This window comes from Nocardioides caldifontis, from assembly GCF_008087345.1.
In the GTDB taxonomy this organism is placed as follows: Bacteria; Actinomycetota; Actinomycetes; order Propionibacteriales; family Nocardioidaceae; genus Marmoricola_A; species Marmoricola_A caldifontis.
The window spans coordinates 530,795-552,826 of the sequence record NZ_VHIB01000008.1; the positions used below are offsets into that span (position 1 = coordinate 530,795).

Annotated in this window: 24 protein-coding genes; 10 read left to right on the plus strand and 14 right to left on the minus strand. The window is 72.6% G+C overall.

Annotated elements, in window-relative coordinates:
- The first annotated feature begins 118 nt into the window (after positions 1–118).
- Together FIP57_RS16810 and FIP57_RS23735 are read left to right on the plus strand one after the other, a co-directional pair.
- Entirely contained in the window at positions 119–3,946 is a 3,828-nt protein-coding gene (locus FIP57_RS16810) for a multifunctional oxoglutarate decarboxylase/oxoglutarate dehydrogenase thiamine pyrophosphate-binding subunit/dihydrolipoyllysine-residue succinyltransferase subunit (RefSeq protein WP_148574776.1), read from the plus strand.
- Between the two features lie 11 nt (positions 3,947–3,957).
- A complete protein-coding gene (locus tag FIP57_RS23735; RefSeq protein WP_203231301.1) occupies positions 3,958–4,134 on the plus strand; it encodes a DUF6104 family protein in 177 nt (58 codons plus the stop codon).
- A gap of 173 nt (positions 4,135–4,307) precedes the next feature.
- Here the strand turns inward: FIP57_RS23735 and FIP57_RS16815 are convergent, their stop codons facing one another.
- From FIP57_RS16815 to FIP57_RS16830, 4 genes are all read right to left on the minus strand, one after another.
- Positions 4,308–4,640 (minus strand): TraR/DksA family transcriptional regulator, encoded by a 333-nt coding sequence (locus FIP57_RS16815; protein WP_238993532.1) that lies wholly within the window; start codon positions 4,638–4,640, stop codon positions 4,308–4,310.
- A 2-nt stretch (positions 4,641–4,642) separates the two neighbouring features.
- Entirely contained in the window at positions 4,643–5,611 is a 969-nt protein-coding gene (locus tag FIP57_RS16820) for a zinc-binding dehydrogenase (protein ID WP_148574659.1), read from the minus strand.
- Positions 5,612–5,669: 58 nt separating this feature from the next.
- Positions 5,670–6,866: an NAD(P)-dependent malic enzyme gene (locus tag FIP57_RS16825; RefSeq protein ID WP_148574660.1), complete on the minus strand. Its 1,197-nt coding sequence runs from the start codon at positions 6,864–6,866 to the stop codon at positions 5,670–5,672.
- A 186-nt stretch (positions 6,867–7,052) separates the two neighbouring features.
- Positions 7,053–7,397, minus strand: a complete 345-nt coding sequence (locus FIP57_RS16830; protein WP_238993533.1) for a S24 family peptidase — start codon at positions 7,395–7,397, stop codon at positions 7,053–7,055.
- Positions 7,398–7,582: 185 nt separating this feature from the next.
- Here FIP57_RS16830 and sodN point away from each other — a divergent pair, with 185 nt between their 5' ends.
- The 3 genes from sodN to FIP57_RS16845 all read left to right on the plus strand — a co-directional run bounded on the left by sodN (position 7,583) and on the right by FIP57_RS16845 (position 9,283).
- Complete coding sequence (sodN, locus tag FIP57_RS16835; protein WP_148574661.1) at positions 7,583–7,984, plus strand: superoxide dismutase, Ni; 402 nt, start codon at positions 7,583–7,585, stop codon at positions 7,982–7,984.
- Positions 7,985–8,051: 67 nt separating this feature from the next.
- Positions 8,052–8,438, plus strand: a complete 387-nt coding sequence (locus FIP57_RS16840) for an ATP-binding protein (RefSeq protein WP_148574662.1) — start codon at positions 8,052–8,054, stop codon at positions 8,436–8,438.
- Positions 8,435–9,283: an RNA polymerase sigma factor SigF gene (locus tag FIP57_RS16845; protein WP_238993534.1), complete on the plus strand. Its 849-nt coding sequence runs from the start codon at positions 8,435–8,437 to the stop codon at positions 9,281–9,283. The genes FIP57_RS16840 and FIP57_RS16845 overlap by 4 nt, the downstream gene beginning before the upstream one ends.
- Before the next feature lie 12 nt (positions 9,284–9,295).
- On the opposite strand, the gene FIP57_RS16850 is transcribed toward FIP57_RS16845, so the two are convergent.
- Positions 9,296–9,700: a hypothetical protein gene (locus tag FIP57_RS16850; protein WP_148574663.1), complete on the minus strand. Its 405-nt coding sequence runs from the start codon at positions 9,698–9,700 to the stop codon at positions 9,296–9,298.
- 317 nt (positions 9,701–10,017) lie between these two features.
- Here FIP57_RS16850 and FIP57_RS16855 point away from each other — a divergent pair, with 317 nt between their 5' ends.
- Positions 10,018–10,269, plus strand: coding sequence for a WhiB family transcriptional regulator (locus FIP57_RS16855; protein WP_148574664.1), 252 nt, complete (start codon positions 10,018–10,020; stop codon positions 10,267–10,269).
- A gap of 6 nt (positions 10,270–10,275) precedes the next feature.
- Here FIP57_RS16855 and FIP57_RS16860 read toward each other — a convergent pair whose 3' ends face one another.
- Positions 10,276–11,745 (minus strand): sensor histidine kinase, encoded by a 1,470-nt coding sequence (locus FIP57_RS16860; protein ID WP_148574665.1) that lies wholly within the window; start codon positions 11,743–11,745, stop codon positions 10,276–10,278.
- 55 nt (positions 11,746–11,800) lie between these two features.
- Here FIP57_RS16860 and FIP57_RS16865 point away from each other — a divergent pair, with 55 nt between their 5' ends.
- The 3 genes from FIP57_RS16865 to FIP57_RS24530 all read left to right on the plus strand — a co-directional run bounded on the left by FIP57_RS16865 (position 11,801) and on the right by FIP57_RS24530 (position 14,074).
- Entirely contained in the window at positions 11,801–13,501 is a 1,701-nt protein-coding gene (locus tag FIP57_RS16865; RefSeq protein ID WP_148574666.1) for an acetolactate synthase, read from the plus strand.
- Between the two features lie 2 nt (positions 13,502–13,503).
- Positions 13,504–13,893 (plus strand): thioesterase family protein, encoded by a 390-nt coding sequence (locus FIP57_RS16870; protein WP_148574667.1) that lies wholly within the window; start codon positions 13,504–13,506, stop codon positions 13,891–13,893.
- 106 nt (positions 13,894–13,999) lie between these two features.
- Positions 14,000–14,074 carry a 50S ribosomal protein bL37 gene (locus tag FIP57_RS24530; protein WP_369759046.1) on the plus strand — a complete coding sequence of 25 codons (75 nt, stop codon included), beginning with the start codon at positions 14,000–14,002 and terminating at the stop codon, positions 14,072–14,074.
- 72 nt (positions 14,075–14,146) lie between these two features.
- Here FIP57_RS24530 and rsrA read toward each other — a convergent pair whose 3' ends face one another.
- The 8 genes from rsrA to FIP57_RS16905 form a co-directional block, all read right to left on the minus strand.
- Positions 14,147–14,422 carry a mycothiol system anti-sigma-R factor gene (rsrA, locus tag FIP57_RS16875; RefSeq protein ID WP_148574668.1) on the minus strand — a complete coding sequence of 92 codons (276 nt, stop codon included), beginning with the start codon at positions 14,420–14,422 and terminating at the stop codon, positions 14,147–14,149.
- Positions 14,419–15,075: a sigma-70 family RNA polymerase sigma factor gene (locus FIP57_RS16880; RefSeq protein WP_148574669.1), complete on the minus strand. Its 657-nt coding sequence runs from the start codon at positions 15,073–15,075 to the stop codon at positions 14,419–14,421. The genes rsrA and FIP57_RS16880 overlap by 4 nt, the downstream gene beginning before the upstream one ends.
- Before the next feature lie 135 nt (positions 15,076–15,210).
- Positions 15,211–15,873: an alpha/beta hydrolase family protein gene (locus tag FIP57_RS16885; protein WP_148574670.1), complete on the minus strand. Its 663-nt coding sequence runs from the start codon at positions 15,871–15,873 to the stop codon at positions 15,211–15,213.
- On the minus strand, positions 15,870–16,658 hold the full coding sequence (locus tag FIP57_RS16890) for an SOS response-associated peptidase (protein WP_148574671.1): 789 nt from the start codon (positions 16,656–16,658) through the stop codon (positions 15,870–15,872). Before FIP57_RS16890 ends, FIP57_RS16885 begins: the two co-directional genes overlap by 4 nt.
- 10 nt (positions 16,659–16,668) lie before the next feature.
- The gene (locus FIP57_RS16895; protein WP_148574672.1) at positions 16,669–17,274 is read right to left on the minus strand and encodes a TetR/AcrR family transcriptional regulator; all 606 of its coding nucleotides are present in this window, start codon (positions 17,272–17,274) and stop codon (positions 16,669–16,671) included.
- A gap of 45 nt (positions 17,275–17,319) precedes the next feature.
- A complete protein-coding gene (locus FIP57_RS24125) occupies positions 17,320–17,481 on the minus strand; it encodes a rubredoxin (protein WP_238993535.1) in 162 nt (53 codons plus the stop codon).
- A 9-nt stretch (positions 17,482–17,490) separates the two neighbouring features.
- On the minus strand, positions 17,491–18,690 hold the full coding sequence (locus FIP57_RS16900; RefSeq protein ID WP_238993536.1) for an alkane 1-monooxygenase: 1,200 nt from the start codon (positions 18,688–18,690) through the stop codon (positions 17,491–17,493).
- 85 nt (positions 18,691–18,775) lie between these two features.
- The gene (locus FIP57_RS16905; RefSeq protein WP_148574673.1) at positions 18,776–19,528 is read right to left on the minus strand and encodes a hypothetical protein; all 753 of its coding nucleotides are present in this window, start codon (positions 19,526–19,528) and stop codon (positions 18,776–18,778) included.
- A gap of 285 nt (positions 19,529–19,813) precedes the next feature.
- Here FIP57_RS16905 and FIP57_RS16910 point away from each other — a divergent pair, with 285 nt between their 5' ends.
- Positions 19,814–22,030 (plus strand): sigma-70 family RNA polymerase sigma factor, encoded by a 2,217-nt coding sequence (locus FIP57_RS16910; protein ID WP_148574674.1) that lies wholly within the window; start codon positions 19,814–19,816, stop codon positions 22,028–22,030.
- Positions 22,031–22,032 lie beyond the last annotated feature (2 nt).

Sequence of the window (22,032 nt, forward strand, 5' to 3'; positions counted from 1 at the left end):
CCGAGAAGCGGTGACCGACGGCACACCCACACGGCGAACCACGACTGCAGCGGAAGAGGCGAACAAGAGAGTGGCCGAGTCTGTCCACCAGCACAAGACCGGTGACCAGCCGGACCCGATGGCGGACTTCGGGGCGAACGAGTGGCTCGTCGACGAGATGCTCGAGCGGTACCAGGCCGACCCCTCGAGCGTCGACGACGCATGGCTGGCCTTCTTCCGCGAGCGCGGTCTCGCGCCGGGCGCCAACGGCGGCAGCCGCGCCGGAGGTGAGGGCTCCTCGAAGAAGAACGAGGAGGAGGCACCCGGGGACCGGGCGGACGCGGCCTCCTCGCAGGCCCGGAGCGCGCCGCCGGTCGCCAAGGCCAAGACGGCGAAGGCAGCCCGCGACACCAAGCCCACCGCCGACGACACCGTCGTGACCCCCCGGGCCCGCGCCGCGGACATCTCCCGCAACGCGCGGTCCGGGAAGAGCAGCGGTGGCTCCGCGGAGCGCACCACCCCGCAGACCGACGTCGCCACCCGCGCCGACGCGGTGCCGGCTCCCCCGGCCTCCCGGCCGGTGCCCAAGGAGAAGGCCCCCGCGGACCTGCCGGACGCGACCGACGAGCCCCGGCTGACCCAGCTGCGCGGCGCCCCGATGCGCACCGCGCAGAACATGGACGCCAGCCTCTCGGTGCCCACCGCGACCAGCGTGCGCAGCGTGCCGGTCAAGCTGCTGTGGGACAACCGCATCGTCATCAACAACCACCTCGCCCGCGCACGCGGCGGCAAGGTGTCGTTCACCCACCTCATCGGCTACGCCATGGTCAAGGCGCTCAAGTCGATGCCGGAGATGAACAACGGCTACGACGTGGTCGACGGCAAGCCGCAGCTGGTGCAGCCGGCGCACGTGAACCTCGGCCTCGCGATCGACATGCAGAAGTCCGACGGGACGCGCCAGCTGCTCGTGCCGTCGATCAAGGCCGCGGAGACCATGGACTTCGCGGAGTTCTGGACGGCCTACGAGGACCTCGTCCGCAAGGCCCGCAACGGCAAGCTGCAGGTCTCCGACTTCCAGGGCACCTCGATCAGCCTCACCAACCCCGGCACGATCGGGACCAACCACTCCGTGCCGCGGCTGATGAAGGGCCAGGGGTGCATCATCGGCGTCGGGTCGATGGAGTACCCCCCGGAGTTCCAGGGCGCGTCGGAGGAGACCCTCACCCGCAACGCGGTCAGCAAGATCATGACGCTGACCTCGACGTACGACCACCGGGTGATCCAGGGCGCGCAGTCGGGCGAGTACCTCAAGCGCATCCACGCGCTGCTGCTCGGCGAGGACGGCTTCTACGACGAGATCTTCCGGGCGCTGCGGATCCCCTACGAGCCGATCCGCTGGGCGCGGGACATCTCCACCAACCACGACGACGACATCAGCAAGCAGGCCCGGATCCTCGAGCTGATCCACGCCTACCGGGTGCGCGGCCACATGATGGCCGACACCGACCCGCTGGAGTACCAGCAGCGCAGCCACCCCGACCTCGAGATCGAGTCGCACGGGCTGACGCTGTGGGACCTCGACCGCGAGTTCGCCACCGGCTCGTTCGGCGGCGACCGGCGGTTCATGAAGCTCCGCGACATCCTCGGGATCCTCCGCGACTCGTACTGCCGCACGATCGGCATCGAGTACATGCACATCCAGGACCCGGAGCAGCGCCGCTGGATCCAGCAGCGGGTCGAGCAGCCGCACGTGAAGCCGCCCCGCGAGGAGCAGCTGCGGATCCTGCTGAAGCTCAACCAGGCCGAGGCGTTCGAGACCTTCCTGCAGACCAAGTTCGTCGGCCAGAAGCGGTTCAGCCTCGAGGGCGGCGAGACGACGATCCCGCTGATCGACGAGATCTGCGAGAACGCCGCCGAGTCCGGCCTCGTCGAGGTCTGCATCGGCATGGCCCACCGCGGACGGCTCAACGTGCTCGCGAACATCGTCGGCAAGTCCTACAGCCAGATCTTCGCGGAGTTCGAGGGCAACATCGACCCGCGGACCGTGCAGGGCTCCGGCGACGTGAAGTACCACCTGGGCGCCGACGGCGTCTTCACCGCCGACTCCGGGGCCAAGATCGACGTCTCGGTGGCGGCGAACCCGTCGCACCTCGAGACCGTCGACCCGGTGCTCGAGGGCATCGCGCGCGCCAAGCAGGACGTCCTCGACCGGGGCGCCGAGTTCCCGGTCCTGCCGCTGCTCGTCCACGGTGACGCGGCGTTCGCGGGCCAGGGCGTGGTCGCCGAGACGCTGAACCTGTCGCAGCTGCGGGGCTACCGCACCGGCGGGACGATCCACGTGGTCGTCAACAACCAGGTCGGCTTCACCACCTCGCCGTCGCAGTCGCGCTCCTCGCTCTACTGCACCGACGTGGCGCGGATGGTCCAGGCGCCGATCTTCCACGTCAACGCCGACGACCCCGAGGCCTGCATCCGCGTCGCCCGGCTCGCCTTCGAGTACCGCCAGGCATTCAACAAGGACGTCGTCATCGACCTCGTCTGCTACCGCCGCCGCGGCCACAACGAGGGTGACGACCCGTCGTACACCCAGCCGCTGATGTACGACCTGATCGAGCAGAAGCGCTCGGTGCGCAAGCTCTACACCGAGTCCCTGATCGGTCGTGGCGACATCACGCTGGAGGAGGCCGAGCAGGTCCTCCGCGACTACCAGGAGCAGCTCGAGCGGGTGTTCCGGGAGGTCCGCGAGGGCGAGTCGACGCCCGACCAGTGGACGACCGTGCCGGAGTACCCCGAGAAGCCGGCCCACAAGGCGACGACCGCCATCAGCCGGGAGGTGCTCAAGCGGGTCGCCGACGCACACGTCAACGCCCCCGAGGGGTTCACCGTCCACCCGAAGGTGCTCCCCCAGCTGCAGCGGCGCGCCGCGGCGATCACCGACGGTCCGATCGACTGGGCCACCGGCGAGATCCTCGCCTTCGCCTCGCTGCTGATGGACGGGCGCCCGGTCCGGCTCGCCGGCCAGGACTCCCGACGCGGCACGTTCACCCAGCGGTTCGCGACGATCATCGACCGCCGCAACGGTGACGAGTGGACGCCGCTGTCGAACCTCAGCGAGGACCAGGCGAAGTTCTACGTCTACGACTCGCTGCTCTCGGAGTACGCCGCGCTCGGCTTCGAGTACGGCTACTCCGTCGCCCGCCCCGAGGCGCTGGTGATGTGGGAGGCGCAGTTCGGCGACTTCGTCAACGGCGCCCAGACGGTGATCGACGAGTACATCACCGCCGGCGAGACCAAGTGGGGCCAGCAGTCGGGCGTCGTCCTGCTGCTGCCGCACGGCTACGAGGGCCAGGGGCCGGACCACTCCTCCGCGCGGATCGAGCGGTTCCTCACGATGGCCGCCGACGAGGCCTTCGTCGTGGCCCAGCCGTCGACCCCGGCCAGCCACTTCCACCTGCTCCGCCAGCACTCGCTGGGCGAGGAGCACCGGCCGCTCATCGTCTTCACCCCGAAGTCGATGCTGCGCCGCAAGGAGGCTGCCTCGACCCCGGAGGACTTCACCGAGGGCGCGTTCCTGCCGGTGATCGGCGACAACGGCGTCGACCCCGAGAAGGTCGAGAAGGTGCTGCTCTGCTCCGGCCGCGTCACGTGGGACCTCATGGCCCACCGCAAGAAGGCCGAGGCCGACGACCCGCGCACCGCGATCGTGCGGATCGAGCAGCTCTACCCCCGGCCGGTCGAGGAGCTGGAGGAGGAGCTCGGGCGGTTCCCGAACCTCAAGGAGGTCCGCTGGGTCCAGGACGAGCCGGCGAACATGGGGCCGTGGCCGCACTTCAAGCTGCACGTGGCCGACAAGCTGTCCGTCCCGGTGTCGCGCGTCTCCCGTCCGGAGTCGACCTCCCCGGCGGTCGGCCAGGCGAGCCGGCACAAGCAGGAGCAGCAGGAGCTGCTGCAGCAGGCCTTCGCCTGACGGGGCCGCGGGTGTACTTCACCGACCGGGGCATCGAGGAGCTCCTGAGCCGGCGTGGCGAGGAGGAGGTCAGCATCGCCTGGCTCGCCGACCGGCTGCAGGAGTTCGTCGACCTCAACCCCGACTTCGAGGTGCCCGTCGAGCGGCTCGCCACCTGGCTCGCCCGCCTCGACGACGAGGACGACTGACCTGCGGACGGACATGAACGCTGACGCCGTACGCCGGTGATCTGCCGTTCCCGACGTACGGACGGATCGGGGCCTGGCCAACCGTCCGTACGTCGGGAGCCACAGGCCCCAGCCCGCCACGAGGGGCGGCTCGACACCACACACGCGCGCCACGAAGGGCGGCTCGACACCGGTCAGGAGGCGCAGGCGACGCAGGTGCGGGCCACCGGGCGCGCCTCGAGCCGGCCCTCGGGGATCGGCTCGCCGCACCGCTCGCACCGGCCGTACCTGCCGTCCTCGACCCGGGCCAGCGCCGCGTCGATCTCCCGCAGGTGCCGCTGCGCCTGGCGGACCAGCGTGCTGACCTGCGACCGCTCGAAGGCGATCGTGGCGCCCTCGGGGTCGTGCTCGTCGTCGGCGTTCGACCCCTCCGAGGCCTCGACCATCGCGCCGAAGTCGGCCTGCAGGGCGGTGAGCCGGTCGAGGGTGGAGCGGCGCTCCTCCTCGAGCCGTCGCCGGGCGTCCACGGCTAGCGGGTGAAGACGATCTTGCCGAAGACGTCGCCGCCGGCCATCGCGGCGAACCCCTTCTCGGCCTCCTCGAGCGGCAGCGTGCGGTCGATGAGCGGCCGGGTGCCGGTGGCGTCGAGCATCTGCACGAGGGAGGCGAGCTCGGTGCGGGTGCCCATCGTCGAGCCGATCACGCTGAGCTGGAGGAAGAAGATCCGGGTGAGCTCGGCGTCGTCGACCTTCGGCCCGCTCGTCGTGCCGCTGATCACGATGCGGCCGCCGGGACGCAGCGAGCGCACCGAGTGCGACCAGGTTGCGCGGCCGACGGTCTCCATCACCGCGTCGACCTTCACCGGGAGCCGCGCCCCGCTCTCGAACACCTCGTGGGCGCCGATCTCGAGGGCCCGGGCGCGCTTGGCCTCGTCACGGCTGGTGGCGTAGACCTTCAGCCCCCCGGCGCGGGCCAGGGTGATCAGTGCGGTGGCGACGCCGCCGCCGGCGCCCTGGACGAGCACCGAGTCGCCCGGCTTGAGCCCGCCCTGCGTGAAGAGCATCCGGTAGGCGGTGAGCCACGCGGTCGGGAGGCACGCGGCCTCCTCGAAGGAGAGGGACGCGGGCTTGGGCACCACGTTGCGACGGGGTACGGCGACCCGGTCGGCGAACGTCCCCTGGTAGCGCTCGCTCAGCAGCGACCGCTTGGGGTCGAACGTCTCGTCGCCGGACCAGGAGGGGTCGGAGACCACCGCGTGGACGACCACCTCGTTGCCGTCCTCGTCGACCCCGGCGGCGTCGCAGCCCAGGATCATCGGGAGCGCCTCCTCGCGGAGCCCGACCCCCTTGAGCGACCAGAGGTCGTGGTGGTTGAGCGAGGTGGCCTTGACGGTGACCGTCGTCCAGCCGTCGGGCACCTCCGGGTCAGGCCGCTCCCCCAGCGTGAGGCCGGACAGCTGGTCGTCGGAGGAGAACGAGGACGCGTAGACGGCGAACATGCTGCGGACCTTACCCAGCAGCCCGCAGCCCGCGGCCCGCAGCCCGCAGGCCGCGGCCTCAGCGCCGGGCGACCCCGTCGCGCCGGGCCGCCTCGGCGACCGCCTCCGCGACGGCCGGACCGACCCGCTCGTCGAACGGCGACGGGACGATGTAGTCCTCCCGCAGCTCGTCGCCGACGAGCCCGGCGAGCGCGTTCGCGGCTGCCAGCTTCATCCCCTCGGTGATCGCCGAGGCGCGGACGTCGAGGGCCCCGCGGAAGATGCCGGGGAACGCCAGCACGTTGTTGATCTGGTTGGGGAAGTCCGACCGGCCGGTGGCGACGACCCGGGCGTGCCGGTGGGCCACCTCCGGGAGCACCTCGGGGGTCGGGTTCGCCAGCCCGAAGATGATCGCGTCGTCGGCCATCGCGGCGACGTGCTCCTCGGGGACGGTGCCGCCGGAGACGCCGATGTAGACGTCCGCGCCGACCAGCGCCTCCGCGAGGCTCCCCTTGCGGCCGGTCACGTCGGCGGTCTGGGCGGCCAGCGCCCGCTTCACCGGGGTGAGGTCGTGGCGGGAGGAGTGCAGGACGCCCTTGCGGTCGGTGACCGCGAGGTCCTTGATCCCGGCGGCCAGCAGGATCTTGGCGACGGCGACGCCCGCGGCCCCGGCACCGGAGATGACCACGCGGGTCGAGGCGTGGTCGCGGCCGGTGAGCTTGAGCGCGCCCTCGAGGGCTGCGAGGGCGACGACCGCCGTGCCGTGCTGGTCGTCGTGGAAGACCGGGATGTCGAGCCGCTCCTTGAGCCGGTCCTCGATCTCGAAGCAGCGGGGCGCGGAGATGTCCTCGAGGTTGATCCCGCCGAAGCTCGGCGCCAGCCGGGCGACGGTGTCGATGATCTCGTCGGTGTCGGTGGTGTCCAGGCAGATCGGCACGCCGTCGACGCCGCCGAACTGCTTGAAGAGCACGGCCTTGCCCTCCATCACCGGCATCGCGGCCGACGGGCCGATGTCCCCCAGCCCGAGCACCGCGGTGCCGTCGGTGACGATCGCGACGGTGTTCGACACCCAGGTGTAGTCGCGGGACAGCTCCGGCTCGGCGGCGATCGCCTCGCAGACGAGCGCGACGCCCGGCGTGTAGGCGAGCGACAGGTCGTCGCGGTCGTCGAGGGCTACCGTCGAGACGATCTCCATCTTGCCGCCGAGGTGCAGGTCGAAGACCGGGGTGCCGGCGCGCGGGTGACCGGCGTCGGCGGGCGGGGGCTGGACGGACATGCGGCGTCTTTCGGTCGGGAGCGTGGCGGAGACGGTCCGACGTGCGCGGTGGCGCTGCACCGGGGCTCCGGGCCTGGGATCACCTGGCACCGACCCCGTCGGGTCTGACCGGCTGTCAGTCTCGCACAGCGGACCGGAGCGCTCGCCGGGCCGCCCGGGTGGCCGCCGTCACACCGTCACACCGGGTCAGGGAGCCGCGCGGCTCCGCCGACGCCGCGGCGGCCAGACCCGCAGCAGCACCAGCGCCACGACGTCCTCGTCGGCCACGGCACCGACCCGCCAGGAGTCCACGCCGACCCGTGGGTTGTCGCGCTCGACCCACCAGCCCTCGTCCACCCGGGCGGTGACCCGCTTGACCGCGAGCACGGGGCCCTCCTCCGTCCTCAGCCGTACGACGGCCAGGCGGCCGGTCCTGGGACGGGCACCGTGGAGGCAGAGCAGTCGGTCGCCGTCGTGCAGCGTGGGCTCCATCGAGCGGCCCCGGACCACGGCGAGCCCCGGCCGGCGGGGCGGGCGTGCCGAGCGCCGCACGTTAGACCTCCTCGCCGCGGGGGATGGTGCACCGGGTGGCTCCCCGGTGGACGCGGTCACGGAGTAGTGTCGCAGTCGATCGGACCGCACCACCCTGACGCACTCCCCGAGCGGACGGCCGCGGGCGGCACCACCGCCGCGAACCGACCGGGCTCGGCCCTCAAGGAACGACGAAAGGACCCTGGATGATCCGGCGACTGTTCGCACCGACGATCGACGTCCACGCCCACTGCGACCTGCCCTGCGGTGTCTACGACCCCAACCAGGCCCGCTACGAGGCGGAGTCGATCAAGGCCATCATCGGCAAGGTCGCGGAGAACGACGACCCCGACTTCCGCACCCGCGCGATCATGATCAAGGAGCAGCGGGCGCAGCTGGTCAAGGAGCACCTCTGGGTGCTGTGGACCGACTACTTCAAGCCGCCGCACTTCGAGAAGTACCCCCAGCTCCACCAGCTGTTCAACGAGGCCACCAAGCTGGCCGGCGGCACCGCCAACAAGGCCACGTTCGACGCGGCCAAGGCCGACGAGCTGATCGCGAAGATCGACGAGATCGCGGAGATCTTCCACGAGACCAAGAAGGCCTGACCACCACGACGGTCGGGGGCGCGCCGGGAGATCGGCGGGCCCCCGCCGCCTGTCACGGGAGCACCCCTTGATCGACGACACCGCCCCGGACGCCGAGCTCCGGCTGCCGGCCGACAGCGCCTACCTCGCCGTGCTGCGCACGGCGACGGCCGGGCTGGCGGCCCGCATCAACTTCACCCTCGACGACATCGAGGACCTGCGCATCGCCGTCGACGAGGCCTGCGCGATCCTGCTGCCGCAGTCGCGGGCGGGCGCCGAGCTGCAGTGCCGGTTCTGGCTCGGCGAGGCGATGATGACGGTCGCGGTGGCCACCTCCTGTGACAACCCGCGCCCGCCGGCCGAGCACGGCTTCGCGTGGCGGGTGCTCTCTGCCCTGACCACCCAGGTCAGCTCCTCGGTCGACGGCGACCGGCTGGCGCTCACCCTCTCGCGGAGCGCAGGTCGCCACCCGTGAGCCCCGCAGACGACACCCGCGCCGGCACCCCGGACGCCGGCGCCGAGCCGGAGACCGAGATCGTCGAGCAGGCCGAGCCCGACCTGCACAGCCGCACGGCCGCCCTGTTCGCCGCGATGCAGGGCGCCGACAGCGAGTCCGAGGCGGCGCGCGTGCGCAGCGAGCTCGTCGAGCTCCACCTGCCGCTCGCCGAGTACCTCGCCCGCCGCTTCGGCAACCGCGGCGAGCCGCACGAGGACCTGGTCCAGGTGGCGACGATCGGGCTGATCAAGGCGATCGACCGGTTCGACCTCGAGCGCGGGGTCGCGTTCTCGACCTACGCCACCCCGACGATCGTCGGGGAGATCAAGCGCCACTTCCGCGACCGCGGCTGGACCATCCGGGTCCCGCGCCGGCTGCAGGAGATCCAGGCGGTGATCAACCAGGCCGTCAGCGACCTCGGCCAGGAGCTGGGCCGCTCGCCGACGGTGGCCGAGCTCGCGCAGCGGGCCGGGATGAGCGAGGAGGAGATCCTCGAGGGGCTGGAGTCGGCGAACGCCTACTCCCCGCTCTCGCTCGACGCCCCGGACCCCAGCGGCGAGGTCGGCGCCGTCATCGAGCAGCTCGGCGACTACGACGACGCGCTCGACGCCGTGGTGGACCGCGAGACGGTCAAGCCGCTGCTCGACAAGCTCGACGCCCGGGCGAAGCGGATCCTGCTGCTGCGGTTCTTCCGCAACATGACCCAGTCGCAGATCGCCGAGGAGCTCGGCATCTCCCAGATGCACGTCTCCCGGCTGCTCAGCCGGACCCTGTCCGACCTGCGCAAGGCCCTGGAGGAGCAGCCCACGGGCGTCGACGCCTGAGCGCCGGCGCCCTCACTCCTCCGAGGGCTCGAGGGCGGCCAGTGACTGCGGGTGGAAGATCCCGGCGAGGGCCACGACCGCCACGGCGATCGCGACGACGGCCACCACGGTGGTGTTCCCGCCCCAGAAGCTCGCTCCGACCATCACCTGGATCAGCTGGGCGAGCACGACGGGGGCCCGGGCCCAGGAGGCGAGCCGCCAGAGGTTCCAGGCGCAGAAGCCCAGGCCGGCGCCCCAGAGCACGAAGAAGAGGGTCGCGGTCACCGCCAGCGCCAGCGCCTCGCCGCGGGCCTGGCTGGCCTCGACGATGCCGAAGAGGAAGTAGACCACCGCCTCGACGGCGACCAGGGAGACGGCGACGGCCAGGGGGGCGGGGACCCGGTGCCGGGGGTCTCTCGAGGTGGGCGCAGAGGTCACGTCGATCGATCGTACGGGGGTGGGACACCCCTTCGGCGGTCGGCGGGGAGAAACGCCGCGGATCCCGTTGTGATGAAAGTGACCAGGACGGGGTATTGATCCTCGACCACGAAGTTGACAACATCGACCGAGTCGCTGGTCGAGGGTGCACGCCCTCGAGGCCTCGCAGGCCCGACCAGTCGACCCTCCAACCAGCCGCCGGTGCGCGGGACAATCGGGGGTTCGCGCGACGTTTCACAAGGACGTCGCTCGAAGGGCATGTCCGTGGCCGACGTTCACGGGTCGGCTCGAACGGACCAGAGAAGGAGCATTCCGCCATGGATTGGCGCCACCGTTCCGCGTGCCTCGAAGAGGACCCGGAGCTGTTCTTCCCGATCGGCAACACCGGTCCGGCCATCCTCCAGATCGAGGAGGCCAAGCAGGTGTGCCGTCGGTGCGAGGTGCGCGAGCAGTGCCTCGCCTGGGCGCTCGAGGCAGGCCAGGACCACGGCGTGTGGGGCGGCCTCAGCGAGGACGAGCGCCGGGCGCTCAAGCGACGCAACGCCCGCCAGCGGGTGCGCACCGCCTGACCCCCCTCACCCCAGCGGTACGTCGAGCACGGCCCGGGTCCCGGTCGGCTCGGCCGGCCCCAGCGCGATCCGCCCCCCGAGCTCGCTCTCCACGAGCGTCCGGACGATCGCGAGCCCGAGGCTGTCCGAGCTGAGGACGTCGAACCCGGGCGGCAGCCCCCGCCCGTCGTCGATGACCTCGACCTCGAGCCGCTCCCCCTCCGGGCCCGTGCGCCGGGCGGTCACCGTGATGTGGCCCGGACCTGCGTCGAAGGCGTGCTCGGTGGCGTTCTGGAGAAGCTCGGTCAGCACCATCGCCAGCGGGGTGGCCACCTCCCCCGGCACCACGCCGAAGCTGCCGATCCGGGCCGACGAGGGCGCCTCGGCGGTCGACCCCACGTCGACCACCATCAGCCGCAGCCGGTCGGCGATCTCGTCGAAGTCGACCGACTCGTCGATCGACTGGCTCAGCGTCTCGTGGACGAGGGCGATCGACCCGACCCGGCGTACCGCCTCCTCGAGCGCGGTGCGGGCCTCGGGCGCGGTCAGCCGCCGGGCCTGGAGCCGCAGCAGCGCCGCGACGGTCTGCAGGTTGTTCTTCACCCGGTGGTGGATCTCGCGGATCGTGGCGTCCTTGGTGACCAGCTCCCGGTCCCGGCTGCGCAGGTCGGTGACGTCGCGGAGCAGCACGAGCGCCCCGATGTGGTCGTCGTCCGAGCGCAACGGCACCGTCCGCGCGATGACCACCGTGGAGCCGTCGCCCATCTCGGTGTCCCGCGGCACCCGCCCGCCCAGCACCGCGCTGAGGGTCTCCTCGTCGGTGCGTTGCGCCGCCGGGATCAGCGCGCGGGTGGTGGACGCGAGGTCGAGGCCGGCGAGGTCGGTGGTCAGCCCGAGCCGCCGGTAGACCGAGAGCGCGTTGGGGCTGGCGTAGGTCACCGTGCCCCCGGCGTCGACCCGGACGAAGCCGTCGCCCACCCGCGGGGAGTCGGTGTGGTCGGAGCGCTGGCCGGGGTAGGGGAACTGGCCGCGGCTGATCATCTGGGTGAGGTCCGCGGCGGTCTGGAGGTAGGCCAGCTCGAGGCGCGACGGGGTGCGCACGCCGAGCAGGTTGGTGTTGCGGGCGATCACCGCGAGCGCCCGCCCCTGGCGGCACACCGGGATCGCCTCGACCCGCACCGGCACCGCGTCGCGCCACTCCGGGTCGCCGTCCCGGACCACCCGCTGCTCGCGCAGGGCGGTGTCGATCAGGGCCCGCTGCCCCCGCGGCAGGAAGCTGCCCACCAGGTCGTCGACGTGGGCGGTCGGGCCGGTGGTGGGGCGCATCTGCGCGGCGGCCCAGAAGCCGCTGCCGTCGCTGGCCGGGAGCCACAGGACGAGGTCGGCGAAGGAGAGGTCGGCGATGATCTGCCAGTCGGCGACGAGCAGGTGCAGCCAGGCGACGTCCTCGTCGGAGAGCGCGGTGTGGGCCCGGGCCAGGCCGCTCAGTGTCGCCACCGGGCCAGCGTAGGCGGGCGGCGGGCGGTGGGTACCCGCAGGTAGGTTGCCTGCCATGACCGACACCGCGACCCCGGAGCAGCCGTCCGCCACCCCCGCCGAGGAGGGGACGGTGGAGGCCCACAGCGGCGCCCACGCCGTCGCCGTCGCCGCCTCCCACGGCGTCGACACCATGTTCACGCTGTCGGGGGCCCACGTGTTCCCGATGTACGACGGAGCGGTGCACGCCGATCCCCCGATGCGGCTCCTCGACGTGCGCCACGAGCAGACCGCGGTCTTCGCGGCCGAGGCGGTCGGCAAGCTGACCCGCACCCCGGGGCTGGCGGTGCTGACCGCCGGGCCGGGCGTCACCAACGGCATCAGCCCGATCACCCAGGCGTACTTCTCCGGGGCCCCACTCGTGGTCGTCGGCGGCCGCGCCCCGGACAACCGGTGGGGCTCGGGCAGCCTGCAGGAGATCGACCACCTGCCGCTGGTCTCCCCCGTCACCAAGTCGGCGCGCACCGTGCACGACGCCGCCGACGTCGCCGCCGAGGTCGACCACGCGTTCAGGGTGGCCCGCTCGCCGCACCGGGGCCCGGCCTACCTCGACGTGCCGATGGACGTGTTCTTCGAGACCCGGGCGGTCTCGCGTCCGACGTACTCCGGGATCGAGCGGGTGGCTCCCGACGACGAGGCGGTCCAGGAGGTCGCCGAGCTCCTCTCGCAGGCCGCCCGGCCGGTGCTGGTGCTCGGCAGCGACGTGTGGGCCGACGGCGCCGAGGAGGCAGCCCTGCGGCTGGTCGAGGAGGCCGGCCTCCCGGCGATCACCAACGGCATGGGGCGCGGGGTCGTCCCCGGCGGCCACCCGCTGCTGGTCACCAAGGCGCGCGGCAAGGCGCTCGGCACCGCCGACCTGGTCGTGGTCGTCGGCACCCCGCTGGACTTCCGGCTCTCCTACGGCTCCTTCGGCGGCAAGGACGGCGCTGCTCCCGCGCGGGTCGTCCACGTCGCCGACGCCGCCGACGGGATTGCCGGCCACGCCGACCTCGCCGCGTCGGTCTCCGGCGACCTGACCGCGGTGCTCGAGGGGGTGCTCGCCGCGCTCCAGCAGCAGCTCCGCAAGCCCGACTGGTCCGGCTGGGTCACCGACCTGCAGTCCGCCGTCGCAGCGGCCGCGGAGCGCGACCGGGCGCTGCTCACCGCGGAGGCCGACCCGATCCACCCGGCCCGGATCTACGGCGAGCTGCTGCCGCGGCTCGCGGAGGATGCGGTCGTGATCGGCGACGGCGGCGACTTCGTGTCGTTCGCGGGCAAGTACGTCGAGCCGGCGCGCCCGGGCGGCTGGCTCGACCCGGGCCCGTACGGCTGCCTCGGCGCCGGGATGGGCGCCGCGATCGCGGCCCGGCTGAGCCGCCCCTCGTCCCAGGTGGTCCTGCTCCTCGGCGACGGCGCGGCCGGGATGTCGCTGATGGACGTCGACACGCTGGTCCGCCACCGGCTGCCGGTGGTCATGGTCTGCGGCAACAACTCGGCGTGGGCCCTGGAGAAGGGGCCCATGCAGATGCTCTACGGCTACGACGTGATCGCCGACCTCGCTCCGCGGACCCGCTACGACGAGATCGTCACGACGCTCGGCGGTGGCGGCGAGATGGTCACCGACCCGAAGGAGATCGGCCCCGCGCTCGACCGGGCCTTCGCCTCGGGGGTGCCCTACCTCGTCAACGTGATCACCGACGTCAACGCCACCTACCCCCGCAACACCTTCGGGATCTGAGCATGGCCGGGAGCACGACCCTCCGGTTCACCGTCGGCGAGGGCGACACCGCGGCGGCGGTGGGCTCGGGCGACCTGCCGGTGCTGGGCACGCCACGGCTGCTCGCGTGGGCCGAGGCGGCGACCTGCGCGGCCGTGGCGGACGAGCTCGACGCGAGCAGCACCTCGGTCGGCACCCGGGTGGCCCTGGAGCACCGGACCGCCAGCGCCGTGGGCCAGGAGGTGCGGGTCACCGCCACGGTCACGCACCGGGACGGCCGGCTGCTCCGGTTCGAGGTGGTCGCCGTCGACTCGGCAGACGCCGTCGTCGGCCACGGCGAGGTGACCCGGGTGGTCGTGGACCGCGAGCGGTTCCTCGGGCGGCTGCGCAAGGGCGCTGCCGAGGGCGGGTGAGGCCCCGACCCGGGCGCCGGCCAGCCCGCGATTAGGGATGCGTCGCCGGGTTTGAGAGGATGGGTCAGTTGTCCCCAGTCTCGAAAGTCCGGAGAAGGAGCACCTGATGGGCAAGACCGGTCGCAAGCGCCGCGCTCGCAAGAAGAAGGGCGCCAACCACGGCAAGCGTCCCAACGCCTGACGAGGTACCCGCACGACCCCGCGCCGCACGGCCCGGGGTCGTTCGCATTTCCCGACCCGAGCCGACCGGAGCTCAGGTGCCGGGGCGCTCGGTGATCTCGATGTGCACCTGGCGGATCTGCACCAGCACCCGCTCGCGCAGCGCCTCCGGGGCCCGCTCGGTGCACGAGCGCGCGACGAGCGTCTTGACGGTCCGCTCGAGGTCGTACTTGCGGAGGCAGGGCGTGCAGTCCGCGAGGTGGCGCTGGATCTCGTCCTCGTCGGCCTTGGCGAGCTCGTGGTCGAGGAAGAAGAACATGTTGGCCAGGGCCGTGGCGCAGTCGGTCCCCGAGGGCTGCTGCTCGGTCATGACTTCGCCCCCGAGCTGGTCGAGTCGACTCGCATGCCGCGCTCCCGTGCGTAGTCGGTGAGCATGGACCTCAGCTGCCGACGGCCGCGGTGAAGCCGGGACATCACGGTGCCGATCGGCGTGTCCATGATCTCGGCGATCTCCTTGTAGGGGAACCCCTCCACGTCGGCGAGGTAGACCGCGAGCCGGAAGTCCTCGGGCAGCTTCGACAGCGCCTCCTTGACGTCGCTGTCGGGGAGCCGCTCGAGCGCCTCGGCCTCCGCGGACTTCAGCCCGCTCGAGGTGTGGGACTCGGCCCGCGCGAGCTGCCAGTCCTCGACGTCCTCGGCCAGCGACGGCTGCGGCTCGCGCTGCTTCTTGCGGTAGCTGTTGATGAACGTGTTGGTCAGGATCCGGTAGAGCCACGCCTTGAGGTTGGTGCCCTCCTTGAACTGGTGGAAGGAGGCGTAGGCCTTCGCGAAGGTCTCCTGCACCAGGTCCTCGGCGTCCGCCGGGTTGCGGGTCATGCGCATGGCCGCGGAGTAGAGCTGGTCGAGGAACGGCAGCGCGTCGCGCTCGAACCTGAGCGTGCGCTGCTCGGCCGTCTCCGGCTCCGTGGATCCCGCCGGCGTCTCACCGACGGCGACCGCACCGGGCTTCTGGTCGTCTGTCATCGTCCGCCAGCCTACCGGCAGGACCCGACGAGGCAGCCCGTCCGAGCTCCGGGTGGGCCGGGCTACGGGTGCTGCCACCGTTGCCGTCACGCTCGCCCTCCGACGTCCGCGCGCCGGACGGACCCGACGCTCTCGTCAGGGCACAACACCCTCGGCGCCGCGACGATTCCCGGCGACGTCGCGGACGACGAACTCCAGCGTCGCCTCGACGATGATCCCGGCCACGTCCGCGGCGTCGAGCCCGCTGCGCTTCGGGACCTTGAAGGAGTGGTCCGCGGCCGGGACCACCACGAGCGGCTGCCGCTCCGGGAACTCCTCGGGCCGGCCGAACGGGTCGTTCTCCCCCTGCACGACCAGCGTCGGGACCGTCACGGCGGTGAGCTCGTCGAGCCGCGACCGGTCGGGCTTGCCCGGCGGGTGCAGCGGGAAGGCGAGCGCGAGCACCCCCGAGGCTCCCAGGTGGTACGCCGTCCGCGCCGCGCTGCGCGCCCCCGCGCTCCGGCCGCCGAGCACCAGGGGCGTCCGGGGACGGAGCTGGTCGGCCGCGGAGACGAGGCAGGCGTCGAGCACCGCCGGCGCCGGCGCGAGCCGCTTCCCGGCCACCCGCCACGGCTGCTCGAGCCGGATCACCGTGATCCCCTCGCGGGGGAGCTCGGCGGCGAGCGCCACCAGGTCGGGCGCCTCGACCCCTCCTCCGGCGCCGTGGCCGAGGAGCAGGGTGGCCAGCGGCCGACGGGAGCGGTCGGTGTGCAGCCGCGCCTCGCCGTGCGGGGTGTCGACCGCGCGCACGGCGGTCACGGGGTGTCCTCGAGCGGCGTCTCCTCGAGCGGGATCGGCTCGACCAGCTCGGGCCCGTTGTTGCGCACGTTGTTGACCTGCGTGGAGACCGGGAAGGCCTCGAGCCGTCCGGGGGCCGCGGGGACCAGCAGCCGGCGCAGCGCCTCGGGCTCCTGGGGGGTCGGGTCGAGCCACGCGGCGTACCGCTCCTTCTCGACCAGCAGCGGCATCCGGTCGTGGATGCGCCCTACCTCGTCCTCGGCGGAGGTGGTGAGCACCGTGCAGGTCCAGCGGAACCGCTGGGGGTCGTCGTCGTCGCGGGTGGGGTCGCGCCAGATCTCGTAGAGCCCGGCCATCGCGAGGACCGAGCCGTCCTCGGGCCGGATGAAGAACGGCTGCTTGAGCGGCTTGCCGGCCTTGGTCCGCTGCTCGGTCGCGTACCACTCGAAGTAGCCGTCGGCCGGCAGCAGGCAGCGCCGCTTGGCGAACGCCTGCTTGAACGCCGGCTTCTCGTGGACGGTCTCCATGCGGGCGTTGATCATCCGGTTGCCGATCGCGGGATCCTTGGCCCAGAACGGGACGAGCCCCCACCGCAGCACGCGGAGCTGGCGGTCACCGGGGGCCTCCTCCGCCGGGCGCTCCCCCGCCGGGGGCCGGGTGACGACGGCGTAGACCTCCTTGGTGGGGGCCACGTTGAAGTCCGGCGCGAGCGGCTCGGCGACGGTCTCCTTGACCGACGCCTCGTCGATCTCGAACTCCTCGGCGAGGTCCTCGGGGCGACGGCTGGAGGCGTAGCGACCGCACATGCCGAGCAGCCTACGGAAGCCGGGCGCCCGCGCCGGCCAGCACCGCCTCGACCAGCGACGCCAGGGAGGCCGCGGTCCGGTCCGGTGGCCCGGTCGGCGTGGTGACGTGGCTGAGCACGAGCCGGACGACCGACTCGAGGACGAGGCGGACCTCGTCGGCGGGGAGCGGGAGGTCGGGGAACCTCTCGGTGACCAGCTGCTCGAGGAACCCGGTGGCGACGACCACGAGGTCCTGCGACTGGAAGATGAACGGCAGCAGGTCGCTGTCACCGCTGTGGCCGCTCTCCAGCACGGTGCGCAGCAGGGCGTTCTGCCCGGCGCCTTCGAGCGCACCCTCCACCGCCGACCGTACGGCGGGCACCAGCGCGTCCTCGGCCTCGAACCGGGTCCGCACCACCTCGAGGAACCGCTCGAGCTCGCGCATCACCAGCTGCTCGGCGAGCTGCTGCTTGCCGCCGAGCTCGTTGTAGACGGTCTGCCGGCTGACGCCGGCGCGGTCGGCGACCTTGGCCATCGTGAGCTTGCGCCACCCCTGGTCGGCGAAGACCGCCGCGGCCGCGTCGAGCAGCCGGTCGCGGAGCATCGTGCGCACCGCCGTGCGGAAGGGCTCGGTCACCCGCCCACTGTCTCACCCGCTCCCGGGCCCGCCGGGGACCGACGGTCAGGCCGGCTCGAAGTCCTGCTGCTCGCGCACGCCGCAGTCGGGGCAGGGCCAGTCCGGGTCGACCTCGGAGAACGGCGTGCCGGCCGGCCATCCCTCGCGCGGGTCGCCCCGGTCCTCGTCGTACACGTAGCCGCAGGAGGGACAGGCGAATCGTGCCACCGGGGCCCCTCAGGCGGCGGCGGGCCGGGTGGTGCCCGCGGAGTGCCGGGACAGGTAGCGCTGCGCGCGCCGCGGGTGGAGGTTGGCCCGCGACACGTCGCCGTCGAAGTGCGCCACGACCTTGGGATCCATGACCGCGCGCCAGACCGCGGGGACCCAGGTCAGCACGATCATCCCGGCGTAGCCGGTGGGCAGCACCGGCGACTCGGGGAAGTCCCGCAGCGTCTGGTAGCGCCGCGTCGGGTTGGCGTGGTGGTCGCTGTGCCGCTGCAGGTGGTAGAGCAGCACGTTGGTCCCGATGTTGTTGCTGTTCCAGCTGTGCGAGGGGTCGACGCGCTCGTAGCGCCCGGACTCGAGCCGCTGGCGGCGCATCCCGTAGTGCTCGAGGTAGTTCACCGACTCCAGCAGCCAGATCCCGACGAGTGCCTGGAGCACGAGGTAGGGAAGCAGGCCGAGGCCGAAGACCGCGAGCAGCCCGCCCCAGAGCACGACCGACATCGCCCAGGCGTTGACGACGTCGTTGCGGAGCGTCAGGTGGTTGCCGCCCTTGCGGGTCAGGCGGCGCCTCTCCAGCGCCCAGGCGCTGCGCAGCGAGCCGACCACGGTCCTGGGCAGGAACTCCCAGACGTTCTCCCCCAGGCGCGAGCTGGCCGGGTCCTCCGGGGTGGCGACGCGGACGTGGTGGCCGCGGTTGTGCTCGATGAAGAAGTGGCCGTAGAAGGTCTGCGCCAGGCAGATCCGCGCGAACCACCGCTCGTGGGACTCGCGCTTGTGGCCGAGCTCGTGGGCGGTGTTGATCGCGATGCCGGCGACGATGCCGGCGTTGACCGCGAGCCCGACCCGGTCGGCGACGTCGAGGTGCGGCCGACTGATCATCCAGGCGGTCCAGAACAGGCAGAGGTACTGCACCGGGATGAACGCGTAGGTCACCCAGCGGTAGTAGCGGTCCTCCTCGAGCGCCTCGAGGACCTCGTCGGGCGGGTTGTCCGGGTCACGTCCCACGACCAGGTCGACGAGCGGGATGAGCACGAAGACGAACACCGGCCCGAAGAACCAGAAGGCGTCGAGGCCGGTCCAGGTGACCAGCCCCCAGGCCAGGAACGGCACCGCGGGGATCACCGCCCCGAGCAGCCAGGCGTAGCGCTTGCGGTCGCGCCACTGCACGGGACCGGCCACCTGGCCGTCGGTCGTTGGGCTCGCTGAGGTCATCACGGACTCCTCGCCTCGACGCGGTTTACATGACCATAGGACTTGTAAAGCGCGTGGGCAAGAGGTGCAGGAATGTCGACTCAGCTCAGCGAGCGACCTCCGAGAGGGCGCGCACCCCGGCGTCGACACCGTCGGGGAGCCCCTCGAGCCACAGCCGGGCTCCGGAGAGGCCGAGGTCCTCGAGCATCAGCCGGGTCAGGGTCAGCGTCTCGCCCAGCTCGGGCGTGCGGCGGACGAGTGCGACCACACGACCGGCGCCCCCACCGGCGATGACCTCCTCGCCGGCGAACACCGTGCGCAGCGCGTCCGCGAGCGCCGCGAGCCGGAGGGCCCGGGTGAAGCCGTCGGTGGGAACGTCCCCTCCGGCGCTCCCACCGACCTGCACCACCACGAGCGCATGGGTACGTCGCACCGACGTCCCGAGGCGCTCGGCCTCTCGGTAGACCTCGCTGAGCCGGGTCCGCAGGTGCGGAAGGCTCGCGAGCCCCGTGAGCGGGTCCTCACAGCTCACGTCGTGGAGGAACTCCAAGGTGGCCTCGCTCCAGGCCACCGACAGCGCCTCCACCGCCGCGAAGTCCGGAGCCGCGCCTCCCAGCGCCTCCCAGGTCTCACGCAGCCCGGACAGTGCCTCTCCCAGGGAGGCTCCGTCCCACGCCAGCGCGCGACCCGCGACTGCGCACGCAGCCACCGGACTCTCCCCCGCGGCCAGTGCCTCGGCGACGGCGTCGAACCGGGGCGGCAGTGACTGCCGCTCCGACTCGGTGACCCGGCGCTCCCGCCCCGACCAACGGAGGTCAGCGGCGATCCGGCGGGAGAACGACGTCCGACCACTGCGCATCCGACGTCCTCCTCCCTCGTCCCTGCCGGCCGCCCTCCCAGGGCGCGACCGGCGTTGTCCTTGCTTGCCGCTGACGAGGAGACGGGGCACCTCGGAGGTCGTGACGCGGTTCCACGAGGTTTTTTCGGGAAGTTCTGCGAAGCCCCCGGAGCACGTCGTAGGGGCAGTTCCGCAGAACCGCCCGTGCTGCTCGCTCTCGCGCGGTAGCGTGCCCCGACGGTAGGTTTCGCCTGGGCGGATTCGCCCGGGTATGACCTTTCCCCCCGACACCCGTTGGTCAGGCAGATGACCGAGCTGCTCAGCAACCTCGACGCTCCGAGCGACGCGGAGCTGATCTCGCGCGTCCGCGGCGGGGACGTCGAGGCCTACGGCACGCTCTTCGCCCGCCACGTCGACGCCGCCCGGCGGCTCGCCCGCCAGCTGCTGCGCGGCCCGGACGCCGAGGACCTGGTCTCCGACGCCTTCGCCAAGGTGATGGGGGTCCTGCAGGGCGGCGGGGGTCCGGACGTCGCGTTCCGCGCCTACCTGCTGACCGCCGTACGCCGGCTGCACGTCGACCGGATGCGCGCCCAGGCGCGGCTCACCACCTCCGACGACATGTCGCAATTCGACCCCGGGGTTCCGTTCCAGGACACCGCCGTCGAGAAGTTCGAGAGCTCCGCAGCGGCGCGCGCCTTCGCGAGCCTGCCGGAGCGGTGGCAGCTGGTGCTGTGGCACCTCGAGGTCGAGGGGCAGAAGCCGGCCGAGATCGCTCCGCTGCTGGGGATGACCGCCAACTCGGTGTCGGCGCTCGCCTACCGGGCGCGCGAGGGGCTGCGCCAGGCGTTCCTCACCGCCCACCTCGCCGAGATCTCCGAGAACGACTGCCGGTGGGTCACCGAGCACCTCGGGGGCTACGTCCGCAAGGGGCTCTCCCGGCGGGACACCGCGAAGGTCGACGAGCACCTCAAGGGGTGCCGCTCCTGCACCGCGATGTACCTCGAGCTCACCGAGGTCAACTCGAACCTCGCCGGGATCATCGCCCCGCTGCTCCTCGGCGGGCTCGCCGCCGGCTACCTCAGCGCGACCGGCGCCGCGGGTGGCGTCGCGGGCGGGGTCACCATGCTCTTCGACCGCGCGAAGGACTTCGTCGTCGCCAACGTGGGCCCGGTCGCCGCCGGCACCGCCGCCGCCAGCGTCGCCGCGGTCACCGTCGTCGCGGTGGCGGTCTCCCAGGGCGGCGGCGAGCCCCAGACCTCGGCCGACCCGCAGGTGGGCACGACCGAGAGCCCCGGCGCGACCGCCGGCCCCGACGCCACCAGCAGCCCGGGCGCCCGGCTCCCGCGGCAGCAGGGCCCGACCGCCCCGGCCAGCACCGAAGGCGTGCTGCCCAGCCAGGCGTTGACGTTGACGGCGAGCCCGTCGGCGACGCCGAGCGCGTCGCCGACGGTGCCGGTCGTCGAGCCGCCGGCGGCGACCGAGCCCTCCGAGACGACCGACCCGGGGGACGACCCCGCCCGCGATCCGGACCGCGGATCCGACGGGCAGCCGAGCCGCGACGTGGCGCTCGCCTCCGTCGACGTCTCCGACGACGCGCTGGTCGTGCGGGTGGACCAGCTCCCCGACGAGCCGGTCACCGTCGAGGTCCGGCTGGACTCGGAGTCGGGGACGACGACGTTCGCCCCGAACGACGGCCGCTGCACGGTCACGGAGCCGAACCTCTCGCGCGCCGTGTGCGTGACGAGCACGGGGGCGGCCCGCTCCGGTGTCCTGATGCTGGCGGCGCCCACGTTCGAGGGCGTGATCCCGCTGCAGTACCCCGCCGACCTCGAGCGCGACGAGCTCACCGTCCGCGTCGCGGTCGACGGCTGGACGGACCCCAAGCCCGAGGACAACACCCGGGTCTTCACCTTCACCCCGGCCGGAGCCCCCGGCGGTCCCACCGAGGAGCCCACCCAGGAGCCCACCCAGGAGCCGACGGAAGAGCCGACCGAGGAGCCCACCGAAGAGCCGACGCAGGAGCCGACCGAGGAACCCACCGAAGAGCCAACGGAGGAGCCCACCGAGGAACCCACCGAAGAGCCAACGGAGGAGCCCACCGAGGAACCGACGGAGGAGCCCACCGAGGAACCCACCGAGGAACCCACCGAGCAGCCCGACGGCAGGGACGTCTCGCTGACGTTCTCCCGCGCGGACGTCCACGGCGACCACGCCTGGGTCACCGCGGTCGTGCGGAGGCTCCCGATCGGCGACTGGCAGTCGCTGTTCCAGCTCGATTTCTCCTTCAGCGACTCCCGGGTCGAGCTGGACCGGATCCCCTCCGCGTGCTGGTACACCGACGGCAGCCACCGGACCGTGCGGTGCTCGCGCCTCGGCTCGACCTCGGTCGCCACCTTCGGGGTCGACCTGAGCCGGTTGCCACGCGGCGAGTCCGTGCGGGTGTCGGCGACCGTCTCGCTGCCAGGCTCCACCGACCCCGACCGCAGCGACAACTCGGCGTCCACGGAGCTCCGCCGGCCCTGAGT

Coding starts and splice junctions, on each gene's coding strand:
- FIP57_RS16810 (WP_148574776.1), top strand. CDS start 119: ATGGCGGACTTCGGGGCGAACGAGTGGCTCGTCGACGAGATGCTCGAG.
- FIP57_RS16820 (WP_148574659.1), bottom strand. CDS start 5,611: ATGTTCGCCGTCTACGCGTCCTCGTTCTCCTCCGACGACCAGCTGTCC.
- FIP57_RS16825 (WP_148574660.1), bottom strand. CDS start 6,866: ATGTCCGTCCAGCCCCCGCCCGCCGACGCCGGTCACCCGCGCGCCGGC.
- sodN (WP_148574661.1), top strand. CDS start 7,583: ATGATCCGGCGACTGTTCGCACCGACGATCGACGTCCACGCCCACTGC.
- FIP57_RS16855 (WP_148574664.1), top strand. CDS start 10,018: ATGGATTGGCGCCACCGTTCCGCGTGCCTCGAAGAGGACCCGGAGCTG.
- FIP57_RS16865 (WP_148574666.1), top strand. CDS start 11,801: ATGACCGACACCGCGACCCCGGAGCAGCCGTCCGCCACCCCCGCCGAG.
- FIP57_RS16870 (WP_148574667.1), top strand. CDS start 13,504: ATGGCCGGGAGCACGACCCTCCGGTTCACCGTCGGCGAGGGCGACACC.
- rsrA (WP_148574668.1), bottom strand. CDS start 14,422: ATGACCGAGCAGCAGCCCTCGGGGACCGACTGCGCCACGGCCCTGGCC.
- FIP57_RS16880 (WP_148574669.1), bottom strand. CDS start 15,075: ATGACAGACGACCAGAAGCCCGGTGCGGTCGCCGTCGGTGAGACGCCG.
- FIP57_RS16890 (WP_148574671.1), bottom strand. CDS start 16,658: ATGTGCGGTCGCTACGCCTCCAGCCGTCGCCCCGAGGACCTCGCCGAG.
- FIP57_RS16900 (WP_238993536.1), bottom strand. CDS start 18,690: ATGACCTCAGCGAGCCCAACGACCGACGGCCAGGTGGCCGGTCCCGTG.
- FIP57_RS16905 (WP_148574673.1), bottom strand. CDS start 19,528: ATGCGCAGTGGTCGGACGTCGTTCTCCCGCCGGATCGCCGCTGACCTC.
- FIP57_RS16910 (WP_148574674.1), top strand. CDS start 19,814: ATGACCGAGCTGCTCAGCAACCTCGACGCTCCGAGCGACGCGGAGCTG.